17 protein-coding genes are annotated in these 22,516 nt (G+C 71.8%); 11 read left to right on the plus strand and 6 right to left on the minus strand.

Features of this window, described 5'->3' with window-relative positions:
• Positions 1 to 78: 78 nt before the first annotated feature.
• The 3 genes from AC0VYL_RS19810 to AC0VYL_RS19820 all read left to right on the plus strand — a co-directional run bounded on the left by AC0VYL_RS19810 (position 79) and on the right by AC0VYL_RS19820 (position 4,213).
• Positions 79 to 753 carry an amino acid ABC transporter permease gene (locus tag AC0VYL_RS19810; RefSeq protein ID WP_475454906.1) on the plus strand — a complete coding sequence of 225 codons (675 nt, stop codon included), beginning with the start codon at positions 79 to 81 and terminating at the stop codon, positions 751 to 753.
• Complete coding sequence (locus tag AC0VYL_RS19815) at positions 750 to 1,874, plus strand: amino acid ABC transporter permease (protein WP_475454908.1); 1,125 nt, start codon at positions 750 to 752, stop codon at positions 1,872 to 1,874. Before AC0VYL_RS19810 ends, AC0VYL_RS19815 begins: the two co-directional genes overlap by 4 nt.
• 329 nt (positions 1,875 to 2,203) lie before the next feature.
• A complete protein-coding gene (locus AC0VYL_RS19820) occupies positions 2,204 to 4,213 on the plus strand; it encodes a S9 family peptidase (RefSeq protein ID WP_475481101.1) in 2,010 nt (669 codons plus the stop codon).
• A 371-nt stretch (positions 4,214 to 4,584) separates the two neighbouring features.
• On the opposite strand, the gene AC0VYL_RS19825 is transcribed toward AC0VYL_RS19820, so the two are convergent.
• From AC0VYL_RS19825 to AC0VYL_RS19840, 4 genes are all read right to left on the minus strand, one after another.
• A complete protein-coding gene (locus tag AC0VYL_RS19825) occupies positions 4,585 to 5,214 on the minus strand; it encodes a class I SAM-dependent methyltransferase (protein ID WP_475454912.1) in 630 nt (209 codons plus the stop codon).
• A 531-nt stretch (positions 5,215 to 5,745) separates the two neighbouring features.
• Positions 5,746 to 6,339, minus strand: a complete 594-nt coding sequence (locus tag AC0VYL_RS19830) for a regulatory protein RecX (RefSeq protein WP_475454914.1) — start codon at positions 6,337 to 6,339, stop codon at positions 5,746 to 5,748.
• A complete protein-coding gene (recA, locus tag AC0VYL_RS19835; protein ID WP_475454916.1) occupies positions 6,332 to 7,453 on the minus strand; it encodes a recombinase RecA in 1,122 nt (373 codons plus the stop codon). Before recA ends, AC0VYL_RS19830 begins: the two co-directional genes overlap by 8 nt.
• A gap of 181 nt (positions 7,454 to 7,634) precedes the next feature.
• The gene (locus AC0VYL_RS19840; RefSeq protein ID WP_378737050.1) at positions 7,635 to 7,829 is read right to left on the minus strand and encodes a DUF3046 domain-containing protein; all 195 of its coding nucleotides are present in this window, start codon (positions 7,827 to 7,829) and stop codon (positions 7,635 to 7,637) included.
• Between the two features lie 121 nt (positions 7,830 to 7,950).
• Here AC0VYL_RS19840 and AC0VYL_RS19845 point away from each other — a divergent pair, with 121 nt between their 5' ends.
• The 3 genes from AC0VYL_RS19845 (at position 7,951) to AC0VYL_RS19855 (ending at position 14,824) form a co-directional block, all read left to right on the plus strand.
• Positions 7,951 to 12,513: an ATP-dependent helicase gene (locus tag AC0VYL_RS19845; RefSeq protein WP_475481102.1), complete on the plus strand. Its 4,563-nt coding sequence runs from the start codon at positions 7,951 to 7,953 to the stop codon at positions 12,511 to 12,513.
• Positions 12,514 to 12,624: 111 nt separating this feature from the next.
• Positions 12,625 to 13,104, plus strand: a complete 480-nt coding sequence (locus tag AC0VYL_RS19850) for a GNAT family N-acetyltransferase (RefSeq protein ID WP_475463157.1) — start codon at positions 12,625 to 12,627, stop codon at positions 13,102 to 13,104.
• A gap of 70 nt (positions 13,105 to 13,174) precedes the next feature.
• Positions 13,175 to 14,824 carry a serine/threonine-protein kinase gene (locus AC0VYL_RS19855; RefSeq protein WP_475481103.1) on the plus strand — a complete coding sequence of 550 codons (1,650 nt, stop codon included), beginning with the start codon at positions 13,175 to 13,177 and terminating at the stop codon, positions 14,822 to 14,824.
• A gap of 77 nt (positions 14,825 to 14,901) precedes the next feature.
• On the opposite strand, the gene AC0VYL_RS19860 is transcribed toward AC0VYL_RS19855, so the two are convergent.
• Positions 14,902 to 16,116, minus strand: a complete 1,215-nt coding sequence (locus AC0VYL_RS19860) for an ROK family transcriptional regulator (RefSeq protein WP_475454921.1) — start codon at positions 16,114 to 16,116, stop codon at positions 14,902 to 14,904.
• A 259-nt stretch (positions 16,117 to 16,375) separates the two neighbouring features.
• Here AC0VYL_RS19860 and AC0VYL_RS19865 point away from each other — a divergent pair, with 259 nt between their 5' ends.
• The 5 genes from AC0VYL_RS19865 (at position 16,376) to AC0VYL_RS19885 (ending at position 21,961) form a co-directional block, all read left to right on the plus strand.
• Complete coding sequence (locus AC0VYL_RS19865) at positions 16,376 to 17,653, plus strand: extracellular solute-binding protein (protein WP_475481104.1); 1,278 nt, start codon at positions 16,376 to 16,378, stop codon at positions 17,651 to 17,653.
• Positions 17,654 to 17,743: 90 nt separating this feature from the next.
• Positions 17,744 to 18,724, plus strand: coding sequence for a carbohydrate ABC transporter permease (locus AC0VYL_RS19870; protein WP_475454925.1), 981 nt, complete (start codon positions 17,744 to 17,746; stop codon positions 18,722 to 18,724).
• Positions 18,721 to 19,692: a carbohydrate ABC transporter permease gene (locus AC0VYL_RS19875; protein WP_475454927.1), complete on the plus strand. Its 972-nt coding sequence runs from the start codon at positions 18,721 to 18,723 to the stop codon at positions 19,690 to 19,692. The genes AC0VYL_RS19870 and AC0VYL_RS19875 overlap by 4 nt, the downstream gene beginning before the upstream one ends.
• 90 nt (positions 19,693 to 19,782) lie before the next feature.
• The gene (locus AC0VYL_RS19880; RefSeq protein ID WP_475454929.1) at positions 19,783 to 21,252 is read left to right on the plus strand and encodes a glycoside hydrolase family 3 protein; all 1,470 of its coding nucleotides are present in this window, start codon (positions 19,783 to 19,785) and stop codon (positions 21,250 to 21,252) included.
• A gap of 244 nt (positions 21,253 to 21,496) precedes the next feature.
• Positions 21,497 to 21,961: an RrF2 family transcriptional regulator gene (locus tag AC0VYL_RS19885; protein WP_026129576.1), complete on the plus strand. Its 465-nt coding sequence runs from the start codon at positions 21,497 to 21,499 to the stop codon at positions 21,959 to 21,961.
• A gap of 118 nt (positions 21,962 to 22,079) precedes the next feature.
• Here AC0VYL_RS19885 and AC0VYL_RS19890 read toward each other — a convergent pair whose 3' ends face one another.
• A complete protein-coding gene (locus AC0VYL_RS19890) occupies positions 22,080 to 22,436 on the minus strand; it encodes a helix-turn-helix domain-containing protein (RefSeq protein ID WP_378737065.1) in 357 nt (118 codons plus the stop codon).
• Positions 22,437 to 22,516: the final 80 nt, after the last annotated feature.

Genomic DNA, 22,516 nt, shown 5'->3' on the forward strand with positions numbered 1-22,516 from the left:
AACGTCATCTGACCTTGTTCGGAAGGTGGGGCCGGGACCGCCCGGCCCCACCTTCCGAGCCTTGACCGGCTGGGACCTATGGAAGCCTTTCTCAGCAACATCGACAGGGTCGTCGACGGTTTCTCATGGACCGTCCGGCTCACCCTGTTCAGTGCCGTCTTCTCGTTCATCCTCGGCATCCTGCTCACCGCGATGCGGGTCTCCCCCGTCCCGCTGCTGCGCGGTCTGTCCACCGCCTACGTCGAGGGCATCCGGAACTCACCCCTCACCCTGGTCCTGCTCTTCTGCGGACTGGGCCTGAACAGCGCCCTCGGGCTGAGCCTGGCCGACACCGTGGCCTGGGACGTGTTCTGGTGGGCGGTCATCGGACTGTCCGCCTACACCGCGTGCTTCGTGTCCGAATCGCTGCGCGCCGGTATCAACACCATCCCGCTGGGCCAGGTCGAGGCGGCCCGTTCCCTGGGCCTGACCTTCACCCAGAACCTGCGTCTGATCGTCATCCCGCAGGCGCTGCGGACCGTCGTCGGTCCGCTGGGCAGCGTGCTGATCGCGCTGACCAAGAACACCACCGTCGCCTCCGTCGCGGGGCTGGGCGTCCAGGAGGCGTCCCGGGAGATGAAGCTCATGTTCGACCAGGGCATCGCCCCGGTCCTGCCGACCTTCGTCGGATTCGCGATCGGGTTCCTGATCCTGACCCTGCCGATGGGTTACTTCTTTGGCTGGCTCGCCAAGCGAGTGGCGGTGGTCCGATGAGCGCGCAGGCCGTTCTGTTCGACGCTCCGGGGCCCAAGGCCAAGGCGCGCAACGTCCTCTACACGATCTTCACCGTGGCCCTCGGGCTGGTCGGGCTGGCCGTGCTGTACCTGGGGTTCAACCGGACCCTGAGCGAGCGCGAGTCACCCCTGTTCTCGGCGCAGACCTGGGCGGTCAACCCGTCGGGTCAGTGGGCCGCGGAGAAGTGGGAACCGTTCCTGCGGCCGGAGACGTGGACGGGCTACGTCCTCCCCGGTCTCCAGAACACGCTGACGGCAGCGCTGACCGCGTCGGTGCTGGCGGTGCTGTTCGGCCTGGTCTTCGGTATCGGCCGACTGTCCGAGCGGTGGTGGATCCGCATCCCGTCCGGGGCCGTCGTGGAGTTCTTCCGCGGCATCCCGCTGCTGATGCTGATCTTCTTCACGATGGCGCTGCCCATCGTGGCCTGGCAGCTCTTCGACATCCCGACCGGCACCTTCCAGGTGACCGCGCTGGTCGCGGTGGTCACGGGCCTGACGCTGTACAACGGTTCGGTGCTGGCCGAGGTGTTCCGCGCGGGCATCCTCGCCGTGCCGAAGGGTCAGGCCGAGGCCGCGCAGTCCATCGGTATGAGCCGGACCCAGACGATGTGGACCATCCTGATCCCGCAGGCCATCACCTCGATGATGCCCGCGATCGTGGCCCAGCTGGTGGTCCTGCTCAAGGACTCCGCGCTGGGTTACATCATCGCCTTCCCGGAGCTCCTGCGCAGTTTCACGCTGGTCGCCACCCGGGAGAGCAACGTGATCCCCGCGGCGATCATCTGCGCGATCATCTACATCATCATCAACCTGTCGCTCAGCCGGTTCGCGATCTGGCTGGAGCGCCGCAACGCCCGACGGGGCAGGCCCTCCGCCAAGGCGACGGCGGCGGGCGGCGCGCCCACCGCCGTGACCGGCGCCCCCGGCGGCGCGCCGGTGTCCGGTGGCGCGGCGGCGGCGTCCGGTTCGGTCGCCACCGAGACCGACGAGGGTCCCGAGCGGAACGAACCCGCCTCGGACGACGGAGGTTCCGACCCTGACGGGGACTCCGGTTCCAGCGGGGACTCCGACTCCGGTGGCGACGGGGGTTCGAGCTCGTAACCGAGCTCCCCGGCCACACCCGCGAAGGCCCCGTGGACTCACCCCGAGTGCGTTCCACGGGGCCTTCGTCGTGGGTGGCACCGGTGTCCGGCTCCGTTCGGCGGCGTCACCGGGGGTCCACACCGCCGTCACCGACCTCCGGCCGACCCCGTCTGTCCACAGGCGGCCCCACCGGGACTGCACACGAAGCCCACGGAGCACTAAGGTCGACATGTCATCTGATCACACCCACGACCCATCCTGAGCGGGACATGTCTGAACTGTCGAGCCCCCACGGCTCCTGGCCATCACCCATCAGTGCCGGTGACGTCGCCCGAGGAGTGCGCCAGATGGCGTACCCGTCCGTCCTGGGCGAGGAGGTCTGGTGGGAGGAGTACCGACCAGACGAGGAGGGGCGCACCACGCTCGTGCGCCGGGACGCGGACGGCACCGTGCGCGACCTGCTCCCCGCCCCGTGGAGCGTGGGCACGAGGGTGCACGAGTACGGCGGCCGCTCCCACCTGCCGGTCCCCCGCCGCGACGACAAGGCCATCGCCCGGGTGGGCGTGGTCTTCGCCAACTCCGAGGACCAGCGCCTCTACCTGCTCGAACGCGGGGCCAAGGATCCGGTCCCGCTGACCCCCGAGCCCGGGTCGCCCGGGGCCCTGCGCTACGCCGACCCGGCGCTGGGCTCCGACGGCAAGCAGCTGCTGTGCGTGCGGGAACAGCACGTCGACGGCGGCGTGCGCCGTTCCATCGTGGCGGTCCCGCTCTCGGGGCGGGGCGGTCACGACCCGTCCGCGATCCGCGAGCTGGTCTCCGGCGCGCACTTCTACGCCTCCCCCACGCTCTCCCCGGACGGCACCCACCTGGCCTACGTTCGGTGGAACCACCCGAGGATGCCCTGGGACGGGACCGAGCTGCGGGTGGGCGAGCTCACCGAGAACGGGCTGCTCGGGGAGTACACGCTCAAGGGCGGGGTGGACGAGTCCGTGCTCGCCCCCGTCTGGGCGGACGACTCCACGCTGTACGTGGCCTCGGACTGGCCGGGCTTCTGGAACCTCTACCAGGCGGGTCTGAAGGGCCAGGCCATCGCCCTGTACCCGGCGGAGGAGGAGTTCCACTCCCCGCCGTGGCGCCTGGGCGAACGCTGCTTCCGCCTGCTGGACGACGGACGGATCGTGACCCTGCACGGCGACACCGCGATGCGGCCGAGCGTGTACGACCCCGACACCCTGGAGCTGGAGCCGGTCAGCACCGACCTGACCGCGTGGTCGCACCTGGACTCCGACGGGACCAGCGTGGTGGCCATCGCCGCCTCGGCGGACACCGCCGGGTGCCTGGTGCGGCTGGACCCGGACCGCCGCACCGTGGAGGTCCTCGTGGGCACCGACACGGCGGTGGACCCCGCGTACCTGCCCGTCCCCCGCAAGGAGACGCTGCCCGGCCGCTACGGGGCGACGGTGCACGCCAACGTGTACCCGCCCACCAATCCCGGGGTCTCCTCGGACGGCCCGGCCCCCTACGTGGTGTGGGCGCACGGCGGCCCGGTCGGGCAGGCCTCGCGCTCGCTGGACCTGGTCAAGGCCTACTTCACCAGCCGTGGGATCGGCGTCGTGGACGTGGACTACGGCGGTTCCACGGGCTACGGGCGCTCCTACCGCAAGCGCCTGCACAAGGAGTGGGGCGCGGTGGACGTCGAGGACTGCACCGCCGCCGCCCGCGCCCTGGTGGAGCAGGGGCTGGCCGACCCCGAGCGCCTGGCGATCCGGGGGCCGAGCGCGGGCGGGCTCACCGCGCTGCTCGCCCTGACCGGTGACACCTTCGCCTGTGGGGTGTCGTACTTCGGCGTCACGGACCTGCTGGGGCTGGTCAAGTCCACCCACGACTTCGAGTCACGCTTCACGGACACGCTGGTCGGGACCCTGCCGGGCTTCGTGGAGACCTACCGGGAGCGGTCACCGATCAACCGGATCGGTGAGATCAAGGCCCCGGTGCTGCTCTTCCAGGGACTGGAGGACAGGGTGGTCACCCCCGACCAGGCGACCCGCATGGCCACGGGGCTCAGCAGGCGCCAGGTGCCGCACGCGCTACTGGAGTTCGAGGGCGAGGCGCACGGCTTCCGGTCCGAGGCCGCGCGTGTCCGCACCCTGGAGGCGGAGCTGGCCTTCTACGCGGGGGTGTTCGGTTTCACGCCGGACGTGGCCCCGCTGGAACTCACCACCGATCCCCCCGCGCCGCGCGAGGAACCGGAGGACGACCTCCCGGTGGTGGAGCAGCTTCCGGAGGTGACCCCGGAGGCTGGTGTGACCGCCGTGACCGGCGAGCCCGTGGTCCGGGAAGGCACGGAACCGACCTGACCCTCGCGCGCGGAGCCGGGTCGTCACCCTGTCGGAGTTCGGGCCCGCACGGAGAGGGCGCCGGAAAGGTCACCCCTCCGCCGAAGGGGTGCACGGAGTCGCCGCAGCCGACGCCTGTGGGGAGAGCGCCTGTGCGCCGACCGGGCCCTGTTCGATGAGCGGGAACAGGGACTTCCCCAGCTCCGCCCTCCAGGAGCGAGTGCGGGCGTCTCGCCGAGGCGGACCCGGCGCTGGAGTCCTGCTCGACGCGCTGCACCGGAATCGAACTCGCCCCGCCTTCCAGGGCCGAGTGCGGGCGCCGACCGGGCCCTGTTCGATGAGCGGGAACGGACCTTCCTGCACCCCGCCCTCCGGAACCGGGCACGGTCCGTCTAACCGAGGCGGGCGAGGAGGTGGGCGTCGAGGAAGCCCCGTTCGGAGGCCGGATCGTGGAGCAGCCGCGCGAACACGGTGAACCCGGCGTCGGCCAGCAGTTCGGCGAATCGATCCGCGGGCCAGCTGTGGGCGGGCGCCACCTTGTGGTCGAAGCGGATCGTCTCCGGGCCGTCCGTGCCGAAGAACGAGACCAGCAGCAGACCCCCGGGCGCCAGTACGCGCGCCTGCTCGGCCAGCAGCGCGGGCAGCTCCTCGGGCGGGGTGTGGATCATCGAGTAGTGGGCCAGCACGCCGCCGAGCGCGCCGTCCTCGACCGGCAGGACCTCCATCCGCGCCTCGTCGAACCGCAGGGACGGGTGCGCCCGCCGTGCGTGCTCGACCATGGCCGGGGAGAGGTCCAGGCCGAAGGCGTCCAGCCCCAGGTCGTGCAGCATGGCCGTCAGATGTCCGGGGCCGCAGCCGACGTCGGCCGCGCGTGGGTTCCCCGTCCCGCGCACCAGCTCGGCGAAGGTGCCGATCATGTTCCGCGAGAACGGTTGTGTCTCCAGCCGACCGGCGAACATCGACGCGTACAACTCGACGACCCCGTCATAGGCCGCCCTGGTCTGGTCCTGGTGCTCCGTCATGGGAAGGGAAGCTAGCATCCGCACGGATCCCCGCGTCGCCTGGGCGGTCGAACCGGCCAACGCCCGCGAAGGCTCACGGCAGCCGAAATCCGCTCCGGACCAGGCCCCGGTCCTCCGGTGTCCCTCCACTCGCACCGCGCGGACCAGCGCGACCCGAGAGCGGACCCGGCACCGCGTGATCACCCGTCCGGCCGGATCTCACCCGGTCGCACGTACACGCGCATCGTCGAGGTGGTCCCGGACCGGCGCTCCCCGGCTCCGTGGTGTCCACGGGTGATCGGATCGGCTCCGAAGGCATGACTCAAGGCAGCCCGGCTCCTCGCCCCGAACAGCCCGTCCAGAACACACGCGGAGCCAACGACCTGGTCGAATCACGCCCGGAGTCACCCATCCGCGCAGGGGCGACATGACCGTCACGCGTGCTCCGGCACCGTGTTCACCGTTGGTCGAGGCGCGCGGGGAACACGAGGCTCCCGGCGCTCTGCTCGCCCCGCCACTCGGGCCGACCGTCCCGAACCGGGCGGCGGGAGGCTAGAAGTCGGGGTGGTCCAGGTCGGCCTCCAGGCCTTCCTGCTCCATCTCCTCGCGGACGATGCGGTAGGACAGGCCTCCCGGGTATCCCTTGCGGCCCAGGACGCCCAGGGCGCGGCGGATCCGGGCCTCCTTGTCCTTGCTGCGGCTTCCGCGCAGGCTCTTGCGGGCCAGGGCGCGGGCCGCCTCCTGCTCGTCCTCGTCGCTGACCTCGGAGACCGCCTCGCGGACGGTCTCCTCCTCCACGCCCCGGGTGCGCAGCTCCTGGGTCAGGGCGCGGCGGGACAGGTGTCTGCCGTGCTGCCGGGAGGAGACCCAGGCCTGGGCGAAGGCGGCGTCGTCGATCAGCCCGGCCTCGTCGAGGCCGTTGAGGACCTGCTCCACCACCTCGTCCGGGTACTCCCTGCGGTGCAGGGAGCGTTCCAGCTGGGCGCGGGTGCGCGGGGAGTGGGTGAGCATCCTCAGGACCAGGTTCCTGGCCTTGTTCTCGAGGTCCGCTCCGGGCTGCCCACCCGGAGCGGCCTCCTCGTCGGCGCTCACCGGATCGGCTTCGGCCGGTCCGGTGCGGTCAGGTGACCGGCGCCCCTCACGCATCCGGGGCGGCGGCCTTGGTGGTCTTGGCGGCGGCCCGCTTGGCGGGGGCCTTGGGCTCCTCGGCCTTGACTGGGTCGGCGGCCTTGGGCTCGGCGGGGCCGGAGGCGCTGTCGTCACCCTGACCGGGGATGCCCAGCTTCTCCTTGATCTTCTTCTCGATCTCCTTGGCCACGTCCACGTTCTCGCGCAGGAAGTTGCGGGCGTTCTCCTTGCCCTGCCCGAGCTGGGTGCCGTCGTAGGTGTACCAGGCGCCGGACTTGCGCACGATGGCGTGCTCCACGCCCAGGTCGATGAGGCTGCCCTCGCGGGAGACGCCGACACCGTAGAGGATGTCGAACTCGGCCTGCTTGAAGGGCGGCGCGACCTTGTTCTTGACGACCTTGACGCGGGTGCGGTTGCCGACCGCGTCGGTGCCGTCCTTGAGCGTCTCGATGCGGCGCACGTCCAGGCGGACCGAGGCGTAGAACTTCAGCGCCTTGCCACCGGTGGTGGTCTCCGGCGAGCCGAACATGACGCCGACCTTCTCGCGGAGCTGGTTGATGAAGATCGCGGTGGTGCCGGTGGAGTGCAGGGCACCGGCGATCTTGCGCAGCGCCTGGGACATGAGCCGGGCCTGGAGGCCGACGTGGCTGTCGCCCATCTCGCCCTCGATCTCGGCGCGGGGCACCAGGGCCGCCACGGAGTCGATCACGATGATCGAGACGGCGCCGGAGCGGATGAGCATGTCGACGATCTCCAGCGCCTGCTCACCGGTGTCCGGCTGGGAGAGGAGGAGGTTGTCGGTGTCGACGCCGATCTTCTTGGCGTACTCGGGGTCGAGCGCGTGCTCGGCGTCGACGAAGGCGGCGATGCCGCCCATCTTCTGGGCGCTGGCCACCGCGTGCAGGGCGACGGTGGTCTTACCGCTGGACTCGGGGCCGTAGACCTCGACGACCCGGCCCTTGGGCAGGCCGCCGATACCCAGGGCGACGTCCAGCGCGATGGCGCCGGTGGGGATCGCCTCGATCGGCGGACGGTCGTCGTCCCCCAAGCGCATGACGGAGCCCTTGCCGAACTGCCGCTCGATCTGCGCGAGCGCTGTTTCGAGAGCCTTGTCTCGGTCTCCAGATGCCACGGGATTCCCCTGTTGGGTTGATGCCTTTTTCTTCATGATGCGCATGACGCTACGCGGTCGGTACGACAATCGCGACGCTCGGCGTCCGCCCGTCGAGAACCCAGACTACCCGAACTCATGTTCGAAATCCGGTACGAACCCCTGGCGTCCGGGTTTTTACGCGGGCTTGGCGAAGGCCGGGTCAGCGGACGGAGGCGGGAAGGTCGAACGCGTCACACACGGCCCGCCACACCTCCTTGGCCGAGATCCCGTCGGCCAGCGCCTGGTTGACCGTGCGGGAACCGAGCTTCTCGATGACGTAGTCCTTGGCCAGGCTGTCCGCGTAGGCCTCGCCGAACTGGGCGTGCATGTTGTGCCAGAAAACAGTGAGTCTCATCGGCCCCAGTATGAGTGACCGGAGGGAGCCGCGGGGACTCGTCCACAGGACGGATTCCACCCGGTCCGCGCGCCCGGGTGTCCTCCGACGATCTGTCGGACCCCTTGGGCAGACTGGTGCGATGAGCGGAGCGACCGACCCCCTGGCACCCTTCGGAGCGGCGACCCGGGCCTGGTTCGAAGGGGCCTTCCCGAACGGTCCCACGGCCGCCCAGACCGAGGCCTGGCGGACGATCGCCTCCGGCCGGGACACGCTGGTGGTGGCGCCGACCGGGTCGGGCAAGACGCTGTCGGCCTTCCTGTGGTCCCTGGACCGGCTCACCCACGCCCCGGTGCCGACGGACCGGTCGAAGCGCTGCCGGGTCCTGTACGTGTCGCCCCTCAAGGCGCTGGCCGTGGACGTGGAGCGCAACCTCCGCCAGCCGCTGGCCGGAATCGCGGCCGCCGCCGAGCGCGGCGGGGAGGCCCTGTCCCCGGTCACCGTGGGGGTGCGCACCGGCGACACCCCCGCCCAGGAGCGGCGTCGGATGGCCACCCACCCGCCGGACGTCCTCATCACCACGCCCGAGTCCCTCTTCCTGGTCCTGACCTCCCGGGCCCGCGAGGGTCTGGCGGGGGTGGAGACCGTCATCGTGGACGAGGTGCACGCCCTGGCCGGGACCAAGCGCGGCGCCCACCTGGCACTGAGCCTGGAACGCCTGTCCGCCCTGTTGGACCGCCCGGCGCAGCGGATCGGCCTGTCCGCCACCGTGCGCCCGCGTGAGACCGTCGCCGCCTACCTGACCGGCACCGGCGGGGGTGCCGCCGAGGCGGGCGCCGTGATCGTGGCCCCGCCGGACACCCCGCGCATGGACCTCCGGGTGGAGGCGTCCGTCCCCGACCTCGACGAACCCGGGAGCCCGCCCGCCACCGCCGAGGGGCTTCCCCCGGACCCGCGCGCGGGCAACACCATGAGCCGCGGCTCGGTGTGGCCGCACATGGAGCGCCGGGTCCTGGACCTGGTCGAGGCCAACCGCTCCACCATCGTGTTCACCAACGGCCGCCGCACCGCCGAGAAGTTGTGCGCCCGGCTCAACGACCTCCACGCCGAACGCGTCGACGGCGGCCTGCCCGGCGAGGAGGTCGCCGCCCAGGTCACCGGCCAGTCCGAGCAGAGCCGGGGCGGCGCTCCGGTGATCGCGCGCGCCCACCACGGGTCCGTGTCCAAGGCCGAGCGGGAGCTCATCGAGGACGACCTCAAGGCGGGGCGGCTGCGGTGCGTGGTGGCCACCTCCAGCCTCGAACTCGGGGTGGACATGGGCGCGGTGGACCTGGTGGTCCAGGTGGCCGCTCCCCCGTCGGTGGCCAGCGGCCTCCAGCGGGTCGGCCGCGCGGGGCACCAGGTGGGTGAGACCTCGCGCGGGGTGTTCCTGCCGCAGTACCGGGGCGACCTGCTGGCGACCACCGTGGTGACCGAGCGCATGCGCGCGGGCGGGATCGAACGGCTGGAGATGCCGAGCGATCCCCTGGACGTGCTGTCACAGCAGGTCGTGGCGATGGTGGCGATGGACGAATGGACGGTGTCCGGGCTGGCGGCGCTGGTGCGCCGGGCGGCGCCCTTCGCCCGCCTGAGCGACGCGGTCCTGGAGTCGGTGCTGGACATGTTGTCGGGCCGCTACCCCTCGGACGAGTTCGCCGAGCTGCGACCGCGTCTGGTGTGGGACCGCGAGGAGGACGTGCTGCGGGCCCGGCCCGGCGCCCAGCGGCTGGCGGTGATCAGCGGCGGCACCATCCCGGACCGGGGCATGTACGGCGTGCACCTGGCCTCGGAGTCGTCGAGCAGGGCGCCGACCCGTGTCGGTGAGCTGGACGAGGAGATGGTGTACGAGTCGCGGGTGGGCGACGTGTTCGTGCTGGGTTCGACCTCGTGGCGGATCGAGGCGATCACCGCCGACCGCGTGATGGTCTCCCCCGCCCCTGGCAGGCCGGGCCGGATGCCGTTCTGGAAGGCGGACGCCCTGGGCCGTCCGGCGGAGCTGGGCCGGGCGGTGGGCGCGATGACCCGCGAGCTGGCCGACCGCGACCAGGTGGCCGGTCGTGAGCTGGCCTCGGACGCGGGGCTGGACGGCTGGGCCGCGGACAACCTCGTGGAGTACGTGGCCGACCAGCGGGAGGCGACCGGGAGCGTGCCCGACGACCGCACGGTGGTGATCGAGCGCTTCCGTGACCAGGTGGGCGACTGGCGGGCGGTGGTGCACTCGCCGCTGGGGGCCCGGGTGCACGCTCCGTGGGCGCTGGCGATCGCCGGGCGGGCACGGGAGCGGTTCGGGACGGACGCGCAGGTGGTGCACGGTGACGACGGGATCGTGCTGCGGCTGCCGGACGTGGAGGCGGGCGGCCTCCTGCGGGCGGGAGAGCTGACCGACCTGGTGTCGTTGGACCCCGAGACCGTGGAGGCCGTGGTCACCGACGAGCTCACCGGGTCGGCGCTGTTCGCGTCCCGGTTCCGTGAGTGCGCGGCGCGGGCGCTGCTGTTGCCCCGCCAGCGCCCGGACCGGCGGATGCCGCTGTGGCAGCAGCGGTTGCGGGCCCAGCACCTGTTGTCGGTGGCGGGCCGGTACGGGTCGTTCCCGATCGTGTTGGAGACGGTGCGCGAGTGCCTGCGGGACGTGTTCGACGTGCCCGCGCTGGCCGAGGTGCTCACCGACGTGCGGGCGCGGCGGGTGCGGGTGGTGGAGGTGGAGACCCCGCAGGCCTCGCCGTTCGCCCGGTCGCTGCTGATGGAGTACACGGCGGCGTTCCTGTACGAGGGGGACGCCCCCGCCGCCGAGCTGCGCGCGCAGGCGCTCACCCTGGACCCGTCGCTGTTGGCGGACCTGTTGGGCAGCGCCGACCTGCGGGAGCTGCTGGACCCGGAGGTGGTGGAGCACACTGACGCCCTGTTGCAGCGGACCGCCGCCCCGGTGCGGGACCTGGAGGGCGCCGCCGACCTGCTGCGGGAGGTGGGTCCGCTGACCACCGCCGAGGCGGCCGAGCGGGGTGTGCGACGGGAGTGGCTGGCCGGGCTGGAGGGTTCGGGCCGCGTGGTCCGGATGCGGGTGGCCGGGGCCGAGCGGTGGTGCGCGGTGGAGGACACGGCCCGGCTGCGTGACGCCCTGGGCGCGGAGCCCCCGTCCGGTGTGCCGGAGGTGTTCCTGGAGCCGGTGGAGGAGCCGCTGGTCGACCTGGTGTCGCGGTACGTGCGCACGCACGCGCCGTTCACCTCGGCGGAGGCGGCCCGGCGGCTGGGACTGGGGCGTGACGCGGTGGAGGGTGCCCTGCGGGAGCTGGCGGGGCGCGGACGGGTGGTCAGGGGCGGGTTCCGGCCCGGCGGCAGCGGTACCGAGTGGTGTGACGACGACGTGCTGCGCCGTCTGCGGCGCGGCTCGGTCGCCCGGCTGCGCAGGGAGGTCGAGCCGGTCGAACCCCGGGCGCTGGCCCGGTTCGTGCCGCTGTGGCAGCGGGCCGTCCCGGACGCGCGGCTGCGCGGCCCCGACGCGGTGTTCGAGGCGGTGGAGTCGTTGCGCGGGACCGCTCTGGTCGCCTCCTCGTTGGAGTCGACGGTGCTGCCCGCCCGGGTGGAGGGCTACTCCCCCGTGTCCCTGGACGCGCTCACCCAGGCCGGTGAGGTCGTGTGGGCGGGGACCGGGGCCCTGCCGGGTGAGGACGGCTGGCTGGCGCTGGCCCCGGCGGGCGAGGCTCCGCTGCTGTTGCCCGATCCGGTCCCGCCGGAGGAGGGTTCCCTGGCCGAGACCGTCCTGGGGGTGCTGCGGGAGGGCGGTGCCCTGTTCTTCCGGGACGTGTCCGACCGCGTCGCCCGCGCCCTGGGCGGGGCGGTGGTCTCCGACGCGGACCTGGTGGCGGCCGTGTGGCGGCTGGTGTGGGCGGGGTGCGTCACCAACGACACCCTGGCCCCGATGCGCGCCGTGCTCGGGGCGGGGCCCGTCACGCGCCGGGGCTCGTCCCGCGCCCGGCGCCGCCCGGTGATGCCCACGCGGTCCGGTCCGCCCACGGCGGCGGGCCGCTGGTCGGCCCTGCCGGTGCCCGATCCGGACCCGACCCGGCGCACGCTGGCGCGGGTGGAGGCACGGCTCGAACGCGACGGGATCCTGCTCAAGGGGCAGCAGGGGCGGGGCATCTCGTCGGACGAGTACCGGGTGCTGCGGTCCATGGAGGAGTCGGGGCGGGTGCGCCGGGGCTACTTCGTGGAGGGGTTGGGCGGGGCGCAGTTCGCGCTGCCCGGGGCGGTGGACCGGCTGCGGGCGCTGTCCGGTGAGGAGCCCGGCGGCCCGACTCCGCCCGTGGTGCTGGCCGCCACGGATCCGGCCAACCCGTTCGGCGCGGCGCTGTCCTGGCCCGCGGGCGCGGCGGGCGTGGAGGCGTCCCACCGTCCGGGGCGGGTCGCGGGCGCGCTGGTGGTGCTGGACGGCGGGCGCCTGACCCTGTTCGTGGGCCGGGGAGGGCGGTCGGTGCTGACCTTCGGCTCCACCCCGGCGCTGCTGGAGCGGGCCGCGCGCGCGGTGGCCGGGCTGGTGGCCTCGGGCGAGGTGGAGTCGCTGACGGTGGAGCGCGCGGACGGCGCGGAGGTGTTCGGGACCCCCGTGGACACCGCGCTGGTCTCGGCCGGGTTCCACGTCACCCCGAAGGGGCTGCGCCTGCGCCGCTGAGCGCGGTGCGGCCGTGAAACCACTGGCCGAGCCGCGCCGTGGTGCGCGAGGATCACCTCGACCGCACGCACTCGTACACAGGAGGTGGCCTTGTCACTCGTGATCCGTCCCATGGAGCCGGAGGACGCCGACGCGCTGGTGGAGGTGTCCCTTGCCGCGGACACGCTCTTCGCCGAGGCCGGGCTGGAACTCCCGCCGGACGACCCCCGGGAGATGCTCGACCACGTGGAGCGGGTCCTCGTGGCCGTCACGGACCGGGGCGTGTGCGGTCTGGCCGCCACGATCACCCTGGACGGCGCCGTCCACCTCGAACAGCTCGCCGTCCACCCGGAGCACGGGCGGCGCGGGATCGGCGGGGCGCTGCTGGAGGCCGTCAGCTCCCGCGCCGAGGAGGACGGGCACGACCGGGTCACCCTCACCACCTTCCGGGACCTTCCCTGGAACGGCCCCTGGTACGAGCGCCGGGGCTTCGAGGAGCTGCCGCGGGAACGGTGGGGTCACGAGCTGGAGCGGCAGTGGGAGGTCGAGGCGGAGGCGGGGATCCTCGTCCGGCCCAGGATCGCGATGGTGCGGCCGCTCGGGCGCGGTTGACGGTGGGCGGTCCGCCCCGAATCCCTGCCTTCGCTTTCGTCCCGCTTCGGGGTGTTGAGAGTATGGGGGTATGCACCCCACCGATCCCTCCGACCCCTCGGGCCCGACCGCCGACCTCAGCCAGGCCTCCCCGCGCGGGTCGGTCGGGCGTTACACGTTCCTCGGTGAACTGGGCAGCGGGGCCATGGGGACGGTGTGGCGGGCCCACGACACCGGGCTGAACCGGGAGGTCGCGGTCAAGGAGGTCCACCTCCCCCACGACATGCCGCCGCGTGAGCGCGAACGCGCCCGGGCCCGGATGGTGCGCGAGGCGCAGGCGGCGGCGCGGGTCTCCCACCCCTCGGTGGTGACCGTGCACGACGTCCTGGACGAGGGCGGCGTCACGTTCATCGTCATGGAGCTGCTGGACGGTGAGTCGCTGCGGGACCGGCTCCGGCGTACCGGGCCCCTGTCCGAAGCCGAGGTGGAGCGGATCGCACGCCCGCTGCTGGGCGCCCTGTGGGCCGCCCACCGGGCCGGGGTGATCCACCGCGACGTCAAGCCCGCCAACATCATGCTGAGCGAGGACGGCGCCCGACCGGTCCTGACCGACTTCGGGATCGCCAACCTTCCCGACCACGAGGGCACCGCGCTCACCGGGACCGGGACCATCCTCGGCACGGCCGCCTACGCGGCTCCCGAGCGGTTGGAGGACGACGAGACGAGCGCGGTCTCGGACCTGTGGAGCCTGGGCGCCACCCTGTTCGCGGCGCTGGCCGGGGAGTCCCCGTTCAAGCGGGACACGCTCACAGGGACCCTCACGGCGGTGCTCACCCAGCCCGTCCCCCCGGTGCCCGCCCGTGGGCCGGTGGCCGCCGTGGTCGCCGGGCTGCTGGTGCGCGACCCCCGGCGGCGCCTGCTCCCGGAACGGGCGCTGGAACTGCTCGACTCACCCGTTCCCGCCGCCTCGGCGGCTCAGGCGTTCCCGGTACCGCCGCCCGCGGCTGCGGCGTCCCGGCCCCGGCGTTCCCGCGTCCCGCTGTGGATCGGCGCCGCCGCGCTCGCGGCCCTGCTGGTGGTGGGCGGGCTCACCCTCCCCGGCATGCTGGCCGACGGGGACTGGAGCGAGGCGGAGGCCCAGCTCACCGAGGAGGGGCCGATTCCGGAGCCGAGCGGTGCCCCCTCCGACTCCGAGGGATCGTCCGACGCCCTCCCCGAGACCCTCTCCGACGACGACGCGCCCGAGGGGCACGTCCGCCTGAGCGACGGCGTGGTGGGGCTGGTCATGCCGGAGGACTGGACGGTACGCGACGGGGACCTCCAGGGCGGCGGCGAGTCGGCCACCCGGCTGTCCTCGTACGACCTGGTCACCGGTGACGGGGACGGGTCCGTCACGGTCGTCGCCACCGAGTACGACTTCCTGGTCCGCGACGCCGAGGGCGCCATGGTGCGGATGGAGCAGCTGCTCCAGGAGGACGAGGAATTCAGCGACGTCCGGCAGCAGCGGCTGGAGACCGAGCAGCTGGAGGGCCGCCTCCAGAGCGCCGTCTACGAGGTGCTGTTCCGCCACGAGGAGCGCGAGTCCCCGGAGCGGTGGATGTTCACACGGGAGATCACCGACGAGGCCCGGGGGATCTCCTACCGGATCAGCTTCAACTTCCCGGCCGACCTCCGTGACGCGCACCAGGACGAGTTCCAGGCCGTCCTCGACTCCTTCGGCCCCGACACCGGCGGGGACTGACCCCGCCGTAAGGCCACGGCCTCCGCGCCCCGGCGGGTGAGGGTGCCGGGGCGCGGAGGCGGTGGGGGACGGGGGTTTCAGACCGTGGAGGAGAAGACCTCGTCCCGGGCGCGTTCCAGGGCGTGCAGCAGGGCGCCCCGCACCACCGGACTGCCCTCGACGGTGCCCATGGCCACCTCGGTGACGTTGGGTGCTATCCGCGCTGTGGCCGCCTGGACCCGCTCCGCGAGCTTGGGGCCGCCCGCCTTGGCGACGTCGCCGCCCAGGACCACCAGACCCGGGTCGACGATGACGCTGACCGCCGCCACGCCCCGGGCGAGGCGGTCGGCGAAGGCGTCGAGGAAGGCGTCGCTCTCGGGGCTGTCACCGGCGGAGGCGGTGGCCACGACCTCGGTGACGTCGTCGCCGGGGATGCCGTGCTCGGCGGCGAGCTGGACCACCTGCTTGGCCTTGACCAACGCCTGGAAACCGTGCGGGAGGTCCCGGTTGCCCTCCTGCAGGTGGGAGTCGTAGCTCCCGGACAGGCCGACGTCGACCGGCATCGGGGCGCCGGGCACCGGCAGGTAGCCGATCTCCCCCGCGCCGCCGGAGCGGCCCCGGAGGATACGGCCGTCGATCATCGTGGACATGCCGACGCCGCCCGCCGCGCTGAGCCAGATGAGCACGAACTCGTCCGCGCCCTCGGCCGCGCCCTCGGAGTACTCGGCCAGGGCGGCCAGGTTGACGTCGTTCTCCAGCATGACCGAGCGCTTGAGGTCGCTGCGCAGGGCCTCCAGGACGCCCTCGTGCCAGGACATGAGGTCGAAGGAGAACCGGATGTCACCGGTGCGCGGATCGACCACCCCGGGGGTGCCGATCACGCAGGCGCGGACCTTGTCCAGCGGGACCTCGGCGGTCTCGGCCAGGCGCATCACGGCGGTGTGCACCAGGGCGACGGGGTCGTCGGAGGCGCTGGGGTCGACCGTCACCTCGCTGATGACCCGGCCGGTGATGTCCGCGATGGTGGCCGTGACCCGCCCCGCGCTGACGTCGAGCGCGGCCACGTAGGCGCTCTCCGGGACGACCGCGTAGAGGGCCGCGTTGGGTCCCCTGCCCCCCGCCTGGCTGCCGACGACCCGGACGAGGTCGCGTTCCTCCAGACGGGAGAGGAGCTGGGACGCCGTCACCTTGGACAGGCCCGTCCTCGTGCCGAGTTGGGTCCTGGTGAGCGGACCGCCGGACAAGAGGAGTTCCAGTGCCGCGCGATCGTTGAGCTGGCGCAGCAGCCGGGGAGTCCCCGGACGTTGAGACATAACCGTGACACCTCACCCTGTTTTTATTAGGAAAGTTTCCTGTTAATTTAGCTGACAACCTCACAGGAGGTCACGTCCCGGCAGGTCCGAGGCTGTATTCGGGCCACCGGTACCCGCGCCGGCGGGGCGGTCACAACCAGTGCTGTCCCAGCACACCCCCATAAGAGACGTCGAGGCGCCCGGGTCCGTTCATGATCCCAGGTCGTTTCGAGCACAGGCGCCGAGCCCCGGCGTGACGTGCGAAGGGAGATACGTTCACATGAGGTTCCCCAAGATCGCTCTGGCCTCGGCCGTGGTGATGCTCGCGGCCGCCTGCGGCGGTGGCGACGACAGTTCTTCCGGCGAGACTCCTGATTCCCTGACCGTGTGGGTCATGGGCACCTCCCAGGACAACCTGGTCGCGTACTTCGACGACGCGGAGAGCCGCTTCCAGGAGCAGTACCCGGACACCGCCGTCAACGTCGAGTTCATCCCGTGGGGCGACGCCCAGGAGTCGATCACCAACGCCATCGCGGGCGGTGACGCTCCCGACGTCCTGGAGGTCGGCAACGACCAGGTCTCCAGCTGGGCGTCCCAGGGCGCGCTGCTCGACATCGGTGACCACGTCAGCGAGTGGGCCCCCGCCGCCGACATGGACCAGGAGGCCCTGGAGTACGGCACCTACAACGGCGTCCAGTACGGCGTCCCGTGGTTCTCCGGCGTGCGCACCCTCTACTACCGCGCCGACTGGCTCCAGGAGATCGGCCACGAGCCGCCCGCGACCTGGGACGAGCTGATCGAGGTCTCCGAGGCGATCGAGGAGGAGTACGGCGTCCCCGGTTTCGCCGCGCCCACCGACTTCACCAACGGTATCGCCAGCTTCATCTGGGGCAACGGCGGCGAGATCGCCGTCCAGGACGGCGAGGAGTGGACCGGTCGGCTCACCGACCCCGAGACCGTCGAGGCCGTCGAGTTCTACGCCGGACTCACCGAGGACGGCGTCTCCCCGCAGAGCTACGTCGGTGAGACCGAGCTGGTCGCGCTGGCCGACATCGCCAACAGCCAGCTCGGCATGTACATCGACGGCAACTGGGCCCTGGGCTCCATCGAGGAGCAGGCCGAGGACCCGGAGGTCCTGGAGAACATCGCCTCCGCCCCGATCCCCGGCTCGGAGGGTATGGCCCCGGTCTTCGCCGGCGGTTCGGCCCTGACCGTCTTCGGCCTCACCGAGTACCCGGACCAGGCCTTCGACCTGCTCGGCATCCTGGGCGACCAGGAGGGCGGCAAGGCCTACGCCGACGTCGCGGGCTTCTTCCCGGCCTACCCGGAGCTGCTCCAGGCGGACGAGTACCAGAACGACCCCGCCCGCGCCGCCGCGGCCACGAGCATGCAGAACACGCGCTTCTTCCCCAGCACCCCGCGCTGGAACGCCGCCGACCTGGACAACAAGATCCTGCCCGGCGCCGTGCTCGACATCGTGCGGGGCGGCGACCCCGAAGAGGTCATGGAAGGCGCCAACGAGCAGCTGACCACCATCCTCAACGAGCCGGTCGAGTAAGAGCCCGTCCCTTCTGAGCACAGCCGTGAGGGGCGGGCGCGGACCCCGCGCCCGCCCCTTCCGGTCGAACCCGCCCTGATTGAGAAGCCCATGCCGAGAACCGTCGACAAAGCGTCAGCCGAACCGGACGGCGCCGTAGGTCAGGCCCCCGCCCGAACCAGGCGGCCCAAGCCGATCCCGTACCTGCTCATCATCCCGTCGGTGATCCTGCTGGCGGTCGTCCTGCTCTGGCCGATCGTCCAGATGGTCTGGTACTCGTTCACGAGTTTCACCACCCGCAACCTGATGCCCAACCAGCCGGGTCCGGAGTGGAACAACTTCGCTCACTACCAGAGCCTGCTCACCGACCCCGCGTTCTGGTCGATCCTGCGCAACACGGTCGTCGTCTGCGTCCTCATGGTCGGCATCACCATGGTGCTCGGGACGCTGATCGGCATCCTGCTGCACAAGCTGCCCAAGTGGTTCTCCACCTTCGTGGCCATCGGCATGATGCTGGCCTGGTCGACCCCGGCCCTGAGCGCCTCCCTGGTCTTCCGGTGGCTGTTCCTGCCCGAGCGCGGCCTCGTCAACGTCGTCCTCGACCGCCTGCCGGACTGGCTCGTCGGTGACGGATGGCTCCAGTACAACTGGTTCCTCGAACCGCTGTCGCTGTTCAGCATCCTCGTCATGGTGATCGTCTGGCAGTCGTTCCCGTTCGTCGCGGTGTCGGTGCTCGCCGGACTCAAGAGCATCCCGTCCGAGCTCTACGAGGCGGCCCGGATGGACGGCGCCAACGCCTGGAAGTCGTTCTGGAACGTCACCTTCCCGATGCTGCGGCCGCTGTTCGCGCTCCTGCTGGTCCTCCAGATCATCTGGGACCTGCGCGTGTTCACCCAGCTGTACATCCTGGCGAACAGCTTCCAGAACAAGGACGTCTACCTGCTCTCCTACTACATCTACCAGCAGGGGTTCAGCGCCAGCCCGGCCAACTACGGCATGGGTTCCGCCATCGCGGTGGTCATGACCGTCATGATCCTCGCCGTCACCGCGTACTACCTGCGCATCATGATCCGCCAGGGGGAGACCCGATGACCGCCGTCGACAAGACCGCCCGAACCTCGACCGCCGCCGCCCGCGGCTCCGCGTCGGGTGGTTCCGGCGGCACCGGGACCCCGCGACGCGTCCACCGCCGCAGCCCGCTCCGCCGCCTGCGCGAACTCCCCCTGTACCTGGCCGGGATCGCCGTCTTCCTGTTCTCGGTCTTCCCCGTCTACTGGATGGTCTCGACGGCCTTCAAGCCGACCGGGGAGATCTTCACCCGGGACCAGCGGCTGTTCCCCCAGGCGCCCACGCTCGAACACTTCGACCGGGTGATCAACGGCCAGCTGATCCCGGGGGTGAACTTCGGGACCTTCCTCGCCAACAGCCTCCTGGTCACCCTCGGCGCCGTGGCCATGGGAGCCCTGTTCTCCCTGCTGGCGGCGGTCGCCGTCGCCAGGTTCCGGTTCAAGCTCCGCTCGGCCTTCATCATGCTGCTCATCGTCATCCAGATGGTGCCGATGGAAGCGATGATCATCTCGATCTTCATCAACTTCCGGTCGCTCTCGGAGGCCACCGGGGTGCAGCTGCTCGGCAACCTCTCCGGTCTGCTGATCGTCTACACCGCCGTGTCGCTGCCGATCACCATCCTGATGCTCCGCGGCTTCGTCGCCGCCGTCCCCAAGGAGCTGGAGGAGGCCGCGGCCATCGACGGTGCCAGCGGCTGGACCATCTTCTGGCGCATCCTGATGCCGCTCGTCGCCCCCGGTCTGGTGGCGGCCAGCATCTTCGCGTTCATCACGGCGTGGAACGAGTTCATCGTCGCCCTGACCTTCCTGGGCCGGAGCACGGACAACTACACGCTGCCGCTGACCCTCTCCTACTACTTCGGCCGCTTCGGCACGGAGTGGGGTCCGATCATGGCCGCCTCGACCCTGCTGACCATCCCGGTGATGCTCTTCTTCCTCTTCGTCCAGCGCCGCATGGTCTCCGGCCTGACCATGGGGGCCGTCAAGGGCTGACCGCCCGCCACCACCGGCCGCCACACCACCCCATCCCCGCCACGCGTCTGCCCTCCCCTGGGCACCCTTGCTCACCGAACGGAGTTCGTCATGCCGCACGACCCGACACTGGAGCGTCTGGCCAACGCCACGCTGCTGGTGCCCTTCGAGTCCCTCCAGGCCCCCCGATGGATCTTGGACGGGCTGGCGGACGGGATCTCCGGCGTCTGTCTCTTCCACAACAACCTGGAGAGCCCCGAGCAGGTCACCGCGCTCAACGCGAGCCTGTGCGAGGCCACGGACACCCCGCTGATCTCCCTCGACGAGGAGGGCGGCGACGTCACCCGCATCGGCCAGGCCCGGGGCAGTGACTACCCCGGCAACGCCGCCCTGGGCGCGGTGGACGACCCCGAACTCACCCGGGCCACCCTGCGCGCGCTCGGCCACCAGCTCTCCGGTCTGGGCTTCAACCTGGACCTGGCCCCGTCGGTGGACGTCAACGTCGCGGACGACAACCCGGTGATCGGCACCCGTTCCTTCGGGGCCGACCCCGAGCTGGTCGCCCGCCACGCCGCCGCCTCCGTTCGCGGTCTCCAGGAGGCCGGGGTGGCCGCGTGCGCCAAGCACTTCCCCGGCCACGGCGCCACCTCCCAGGACTCGCACCACACCCTGCCCCGTGTGGAGGCCGACGCCGAGCTGCTGCACCGCCGTGAGCTGCTGCCGTTCCGGGCCGCCATCGACGCCGGGGTCCGCTCCATCCTGACCGCGCACATCGAGCTGCCCGGTCTGGGCGGCGGCGACGGCCCGGCCACGCTCAACCAGGCCGTGCTCAACGACCTGCTGCGCGGAGAGCTCGGGTTCGACGGGGTCGTGGTGAGCGACGCCATGGACATGCGCGGGGTCAGCGGCGAGATCGGCATCCCCGAGGCCAGCGTGCTCGCGGTGGCCGCCGGGTGCGACCTGCTGTGCCTGGGCCGGTTCGTCTACGCGGACCAGGTCGCCCAGGTCCGCACGGCGCTGGTGGAGGCCGTCCGTGAGGGCCGCCTGGCCGGTGAGCGCCTGGAGGAGGCGGCCGACCGCAACGCCCGGCTGCGTCAGTGGATCAAGGACTCCGCCGAGGGCGGCTCCGCCACGGAGGACTCCGAGCAGGTCGGCCTCACCGGGGCCCGCCGCGCCGTCCGCGTGGACGGGGACCTCCCGCCGCTGGAGAACCCGTACGTGATCGAGGTGGACGCCCCCGCCGGGGTGGCCGTCGGTGACGTGCCGTGGGGTCTGGGCCCCTGGTTCAGCGACACCGTGCGGGTCTCCCCCGAGACCGACGAGCCCGCCGCCGTGCTGGCCGCCGCCTCCGGCCGCGACCTTGTCGTCGTGGTGCGCGACGCGCACCGGTACCCGACCGCCCAGGCGTTCGTGAACGCCCTGCTCAGCGCCTACCCGAAGGCCGTGGTGGTCGAGATGGGCCTGCCCATCTGGCGCCCCGCCTGCGGGGCCTACGTGAGCACCTACGGCGCCGCGCACGTCAACGGACTCAGCGCCGCGGAGCTCCTGGGCGCCACGGGCGCGCTGGAGGCCGCCCGGTAGGCCACCCGCCCTCGACCCCTCCCAGGGCGTACCCACCCCGTACGCTCCGCCTCGGCCCGGTCCCCACCACTCCACCAGGGACCGGGCCGAGGGTGTTCTCCGGTTCCGACACGAGGGCGCACGCCGCCCATGTCCCCGAAAGTCGGTAGGAGAAGTACCCTTGGCGTGTAGCATCCCGGCCGCTGGCAACACTCGTCGGCGCCCGGTGCCCCATTCGCCCTTCTAACCACGGCATAATCACAGCATGCGCCTTTCAGCCCGGGTCGACTACGCGCTTCGCGCGGCCGCAGAGCTCGCTGTCGCCAGCGACGGTCCGGTGACGGCCGAGCAGCTCGCACGCGCGCAGGCCATCCCCGGAAAATTCCTAGAGAACATCCTCACCCAGCTACGCCGTGCCGGTCTGGTACGCAGCCAACGGGGTCCCGTCGGTGGTTACTGGCTGGCCCGACCAGCGGCGGAGATCTCCCTCGCCGACATCATCCGAGCGGTCGACGGACCGCTCGCCAACGTGCGCGGGGAACGCCCCGAACACGTCGACTACGACGGGGCCGCCCGCAGCCTGCAACAGGTGTGGATCGCCCTGCGCGCCAGCGAGCGCTCCATCCTGGAGGGGGTCAACCTCCAGCACCTGGTCACCAACGAACTCCCCGAACAGGTGCGTGTGCTGGCCGAGGACCCCGAGTCCTGGGTCAACCACACCCACCGTTGACGGACGCCCCGCCGGGGCTCCGCCCAGAACACCGGAAGCCGGTCACCCCGAGGGGTGACCGGCTTCCTGAGTGAGGACTCGTACGGTCCACGCTGACGTGTGCGGGTGGGGCCGGGTGTCACACACCGGCCATGTCTGCGACCTGGGGAACACGGTCCGGAACGGGCGCGATGCCGAGGTCCTGCGCGGGAACGGGGTCGGTCGTGACCGCGTCGCCCAGCAGTGCGGCCTCCTGGAGCTCGGCCAGTGCCAGCTGGTCGGAGACCTCCCTGAGGACCTGCGAGAGCGGGACCCCGAGAGCCCCACAGATCGAGGAGAGCAATTCGGAAGATGCTTCCTTCTGTCCCCGTTCGACCTCGGACAGGTATCCGAGGGAGACCCGTGCATCGGCCGACACCTCGCGGAGGGTGCGACCCTGGCGCTGACGCAGCCGCCTGAGCACGTCACCAAGTAGGTGACGAAGCAGGACCATCATTCGCGCTCCCTCCCACCGGTAACGACCTTCATATACAACACCGTACCTGCCCCACGCCCGATTCGGGCACCTCTTGCCGT

The sequence above is a fragment of the Nocardiopsis sp. iso_238 genome (assembly GCF_056173325.1).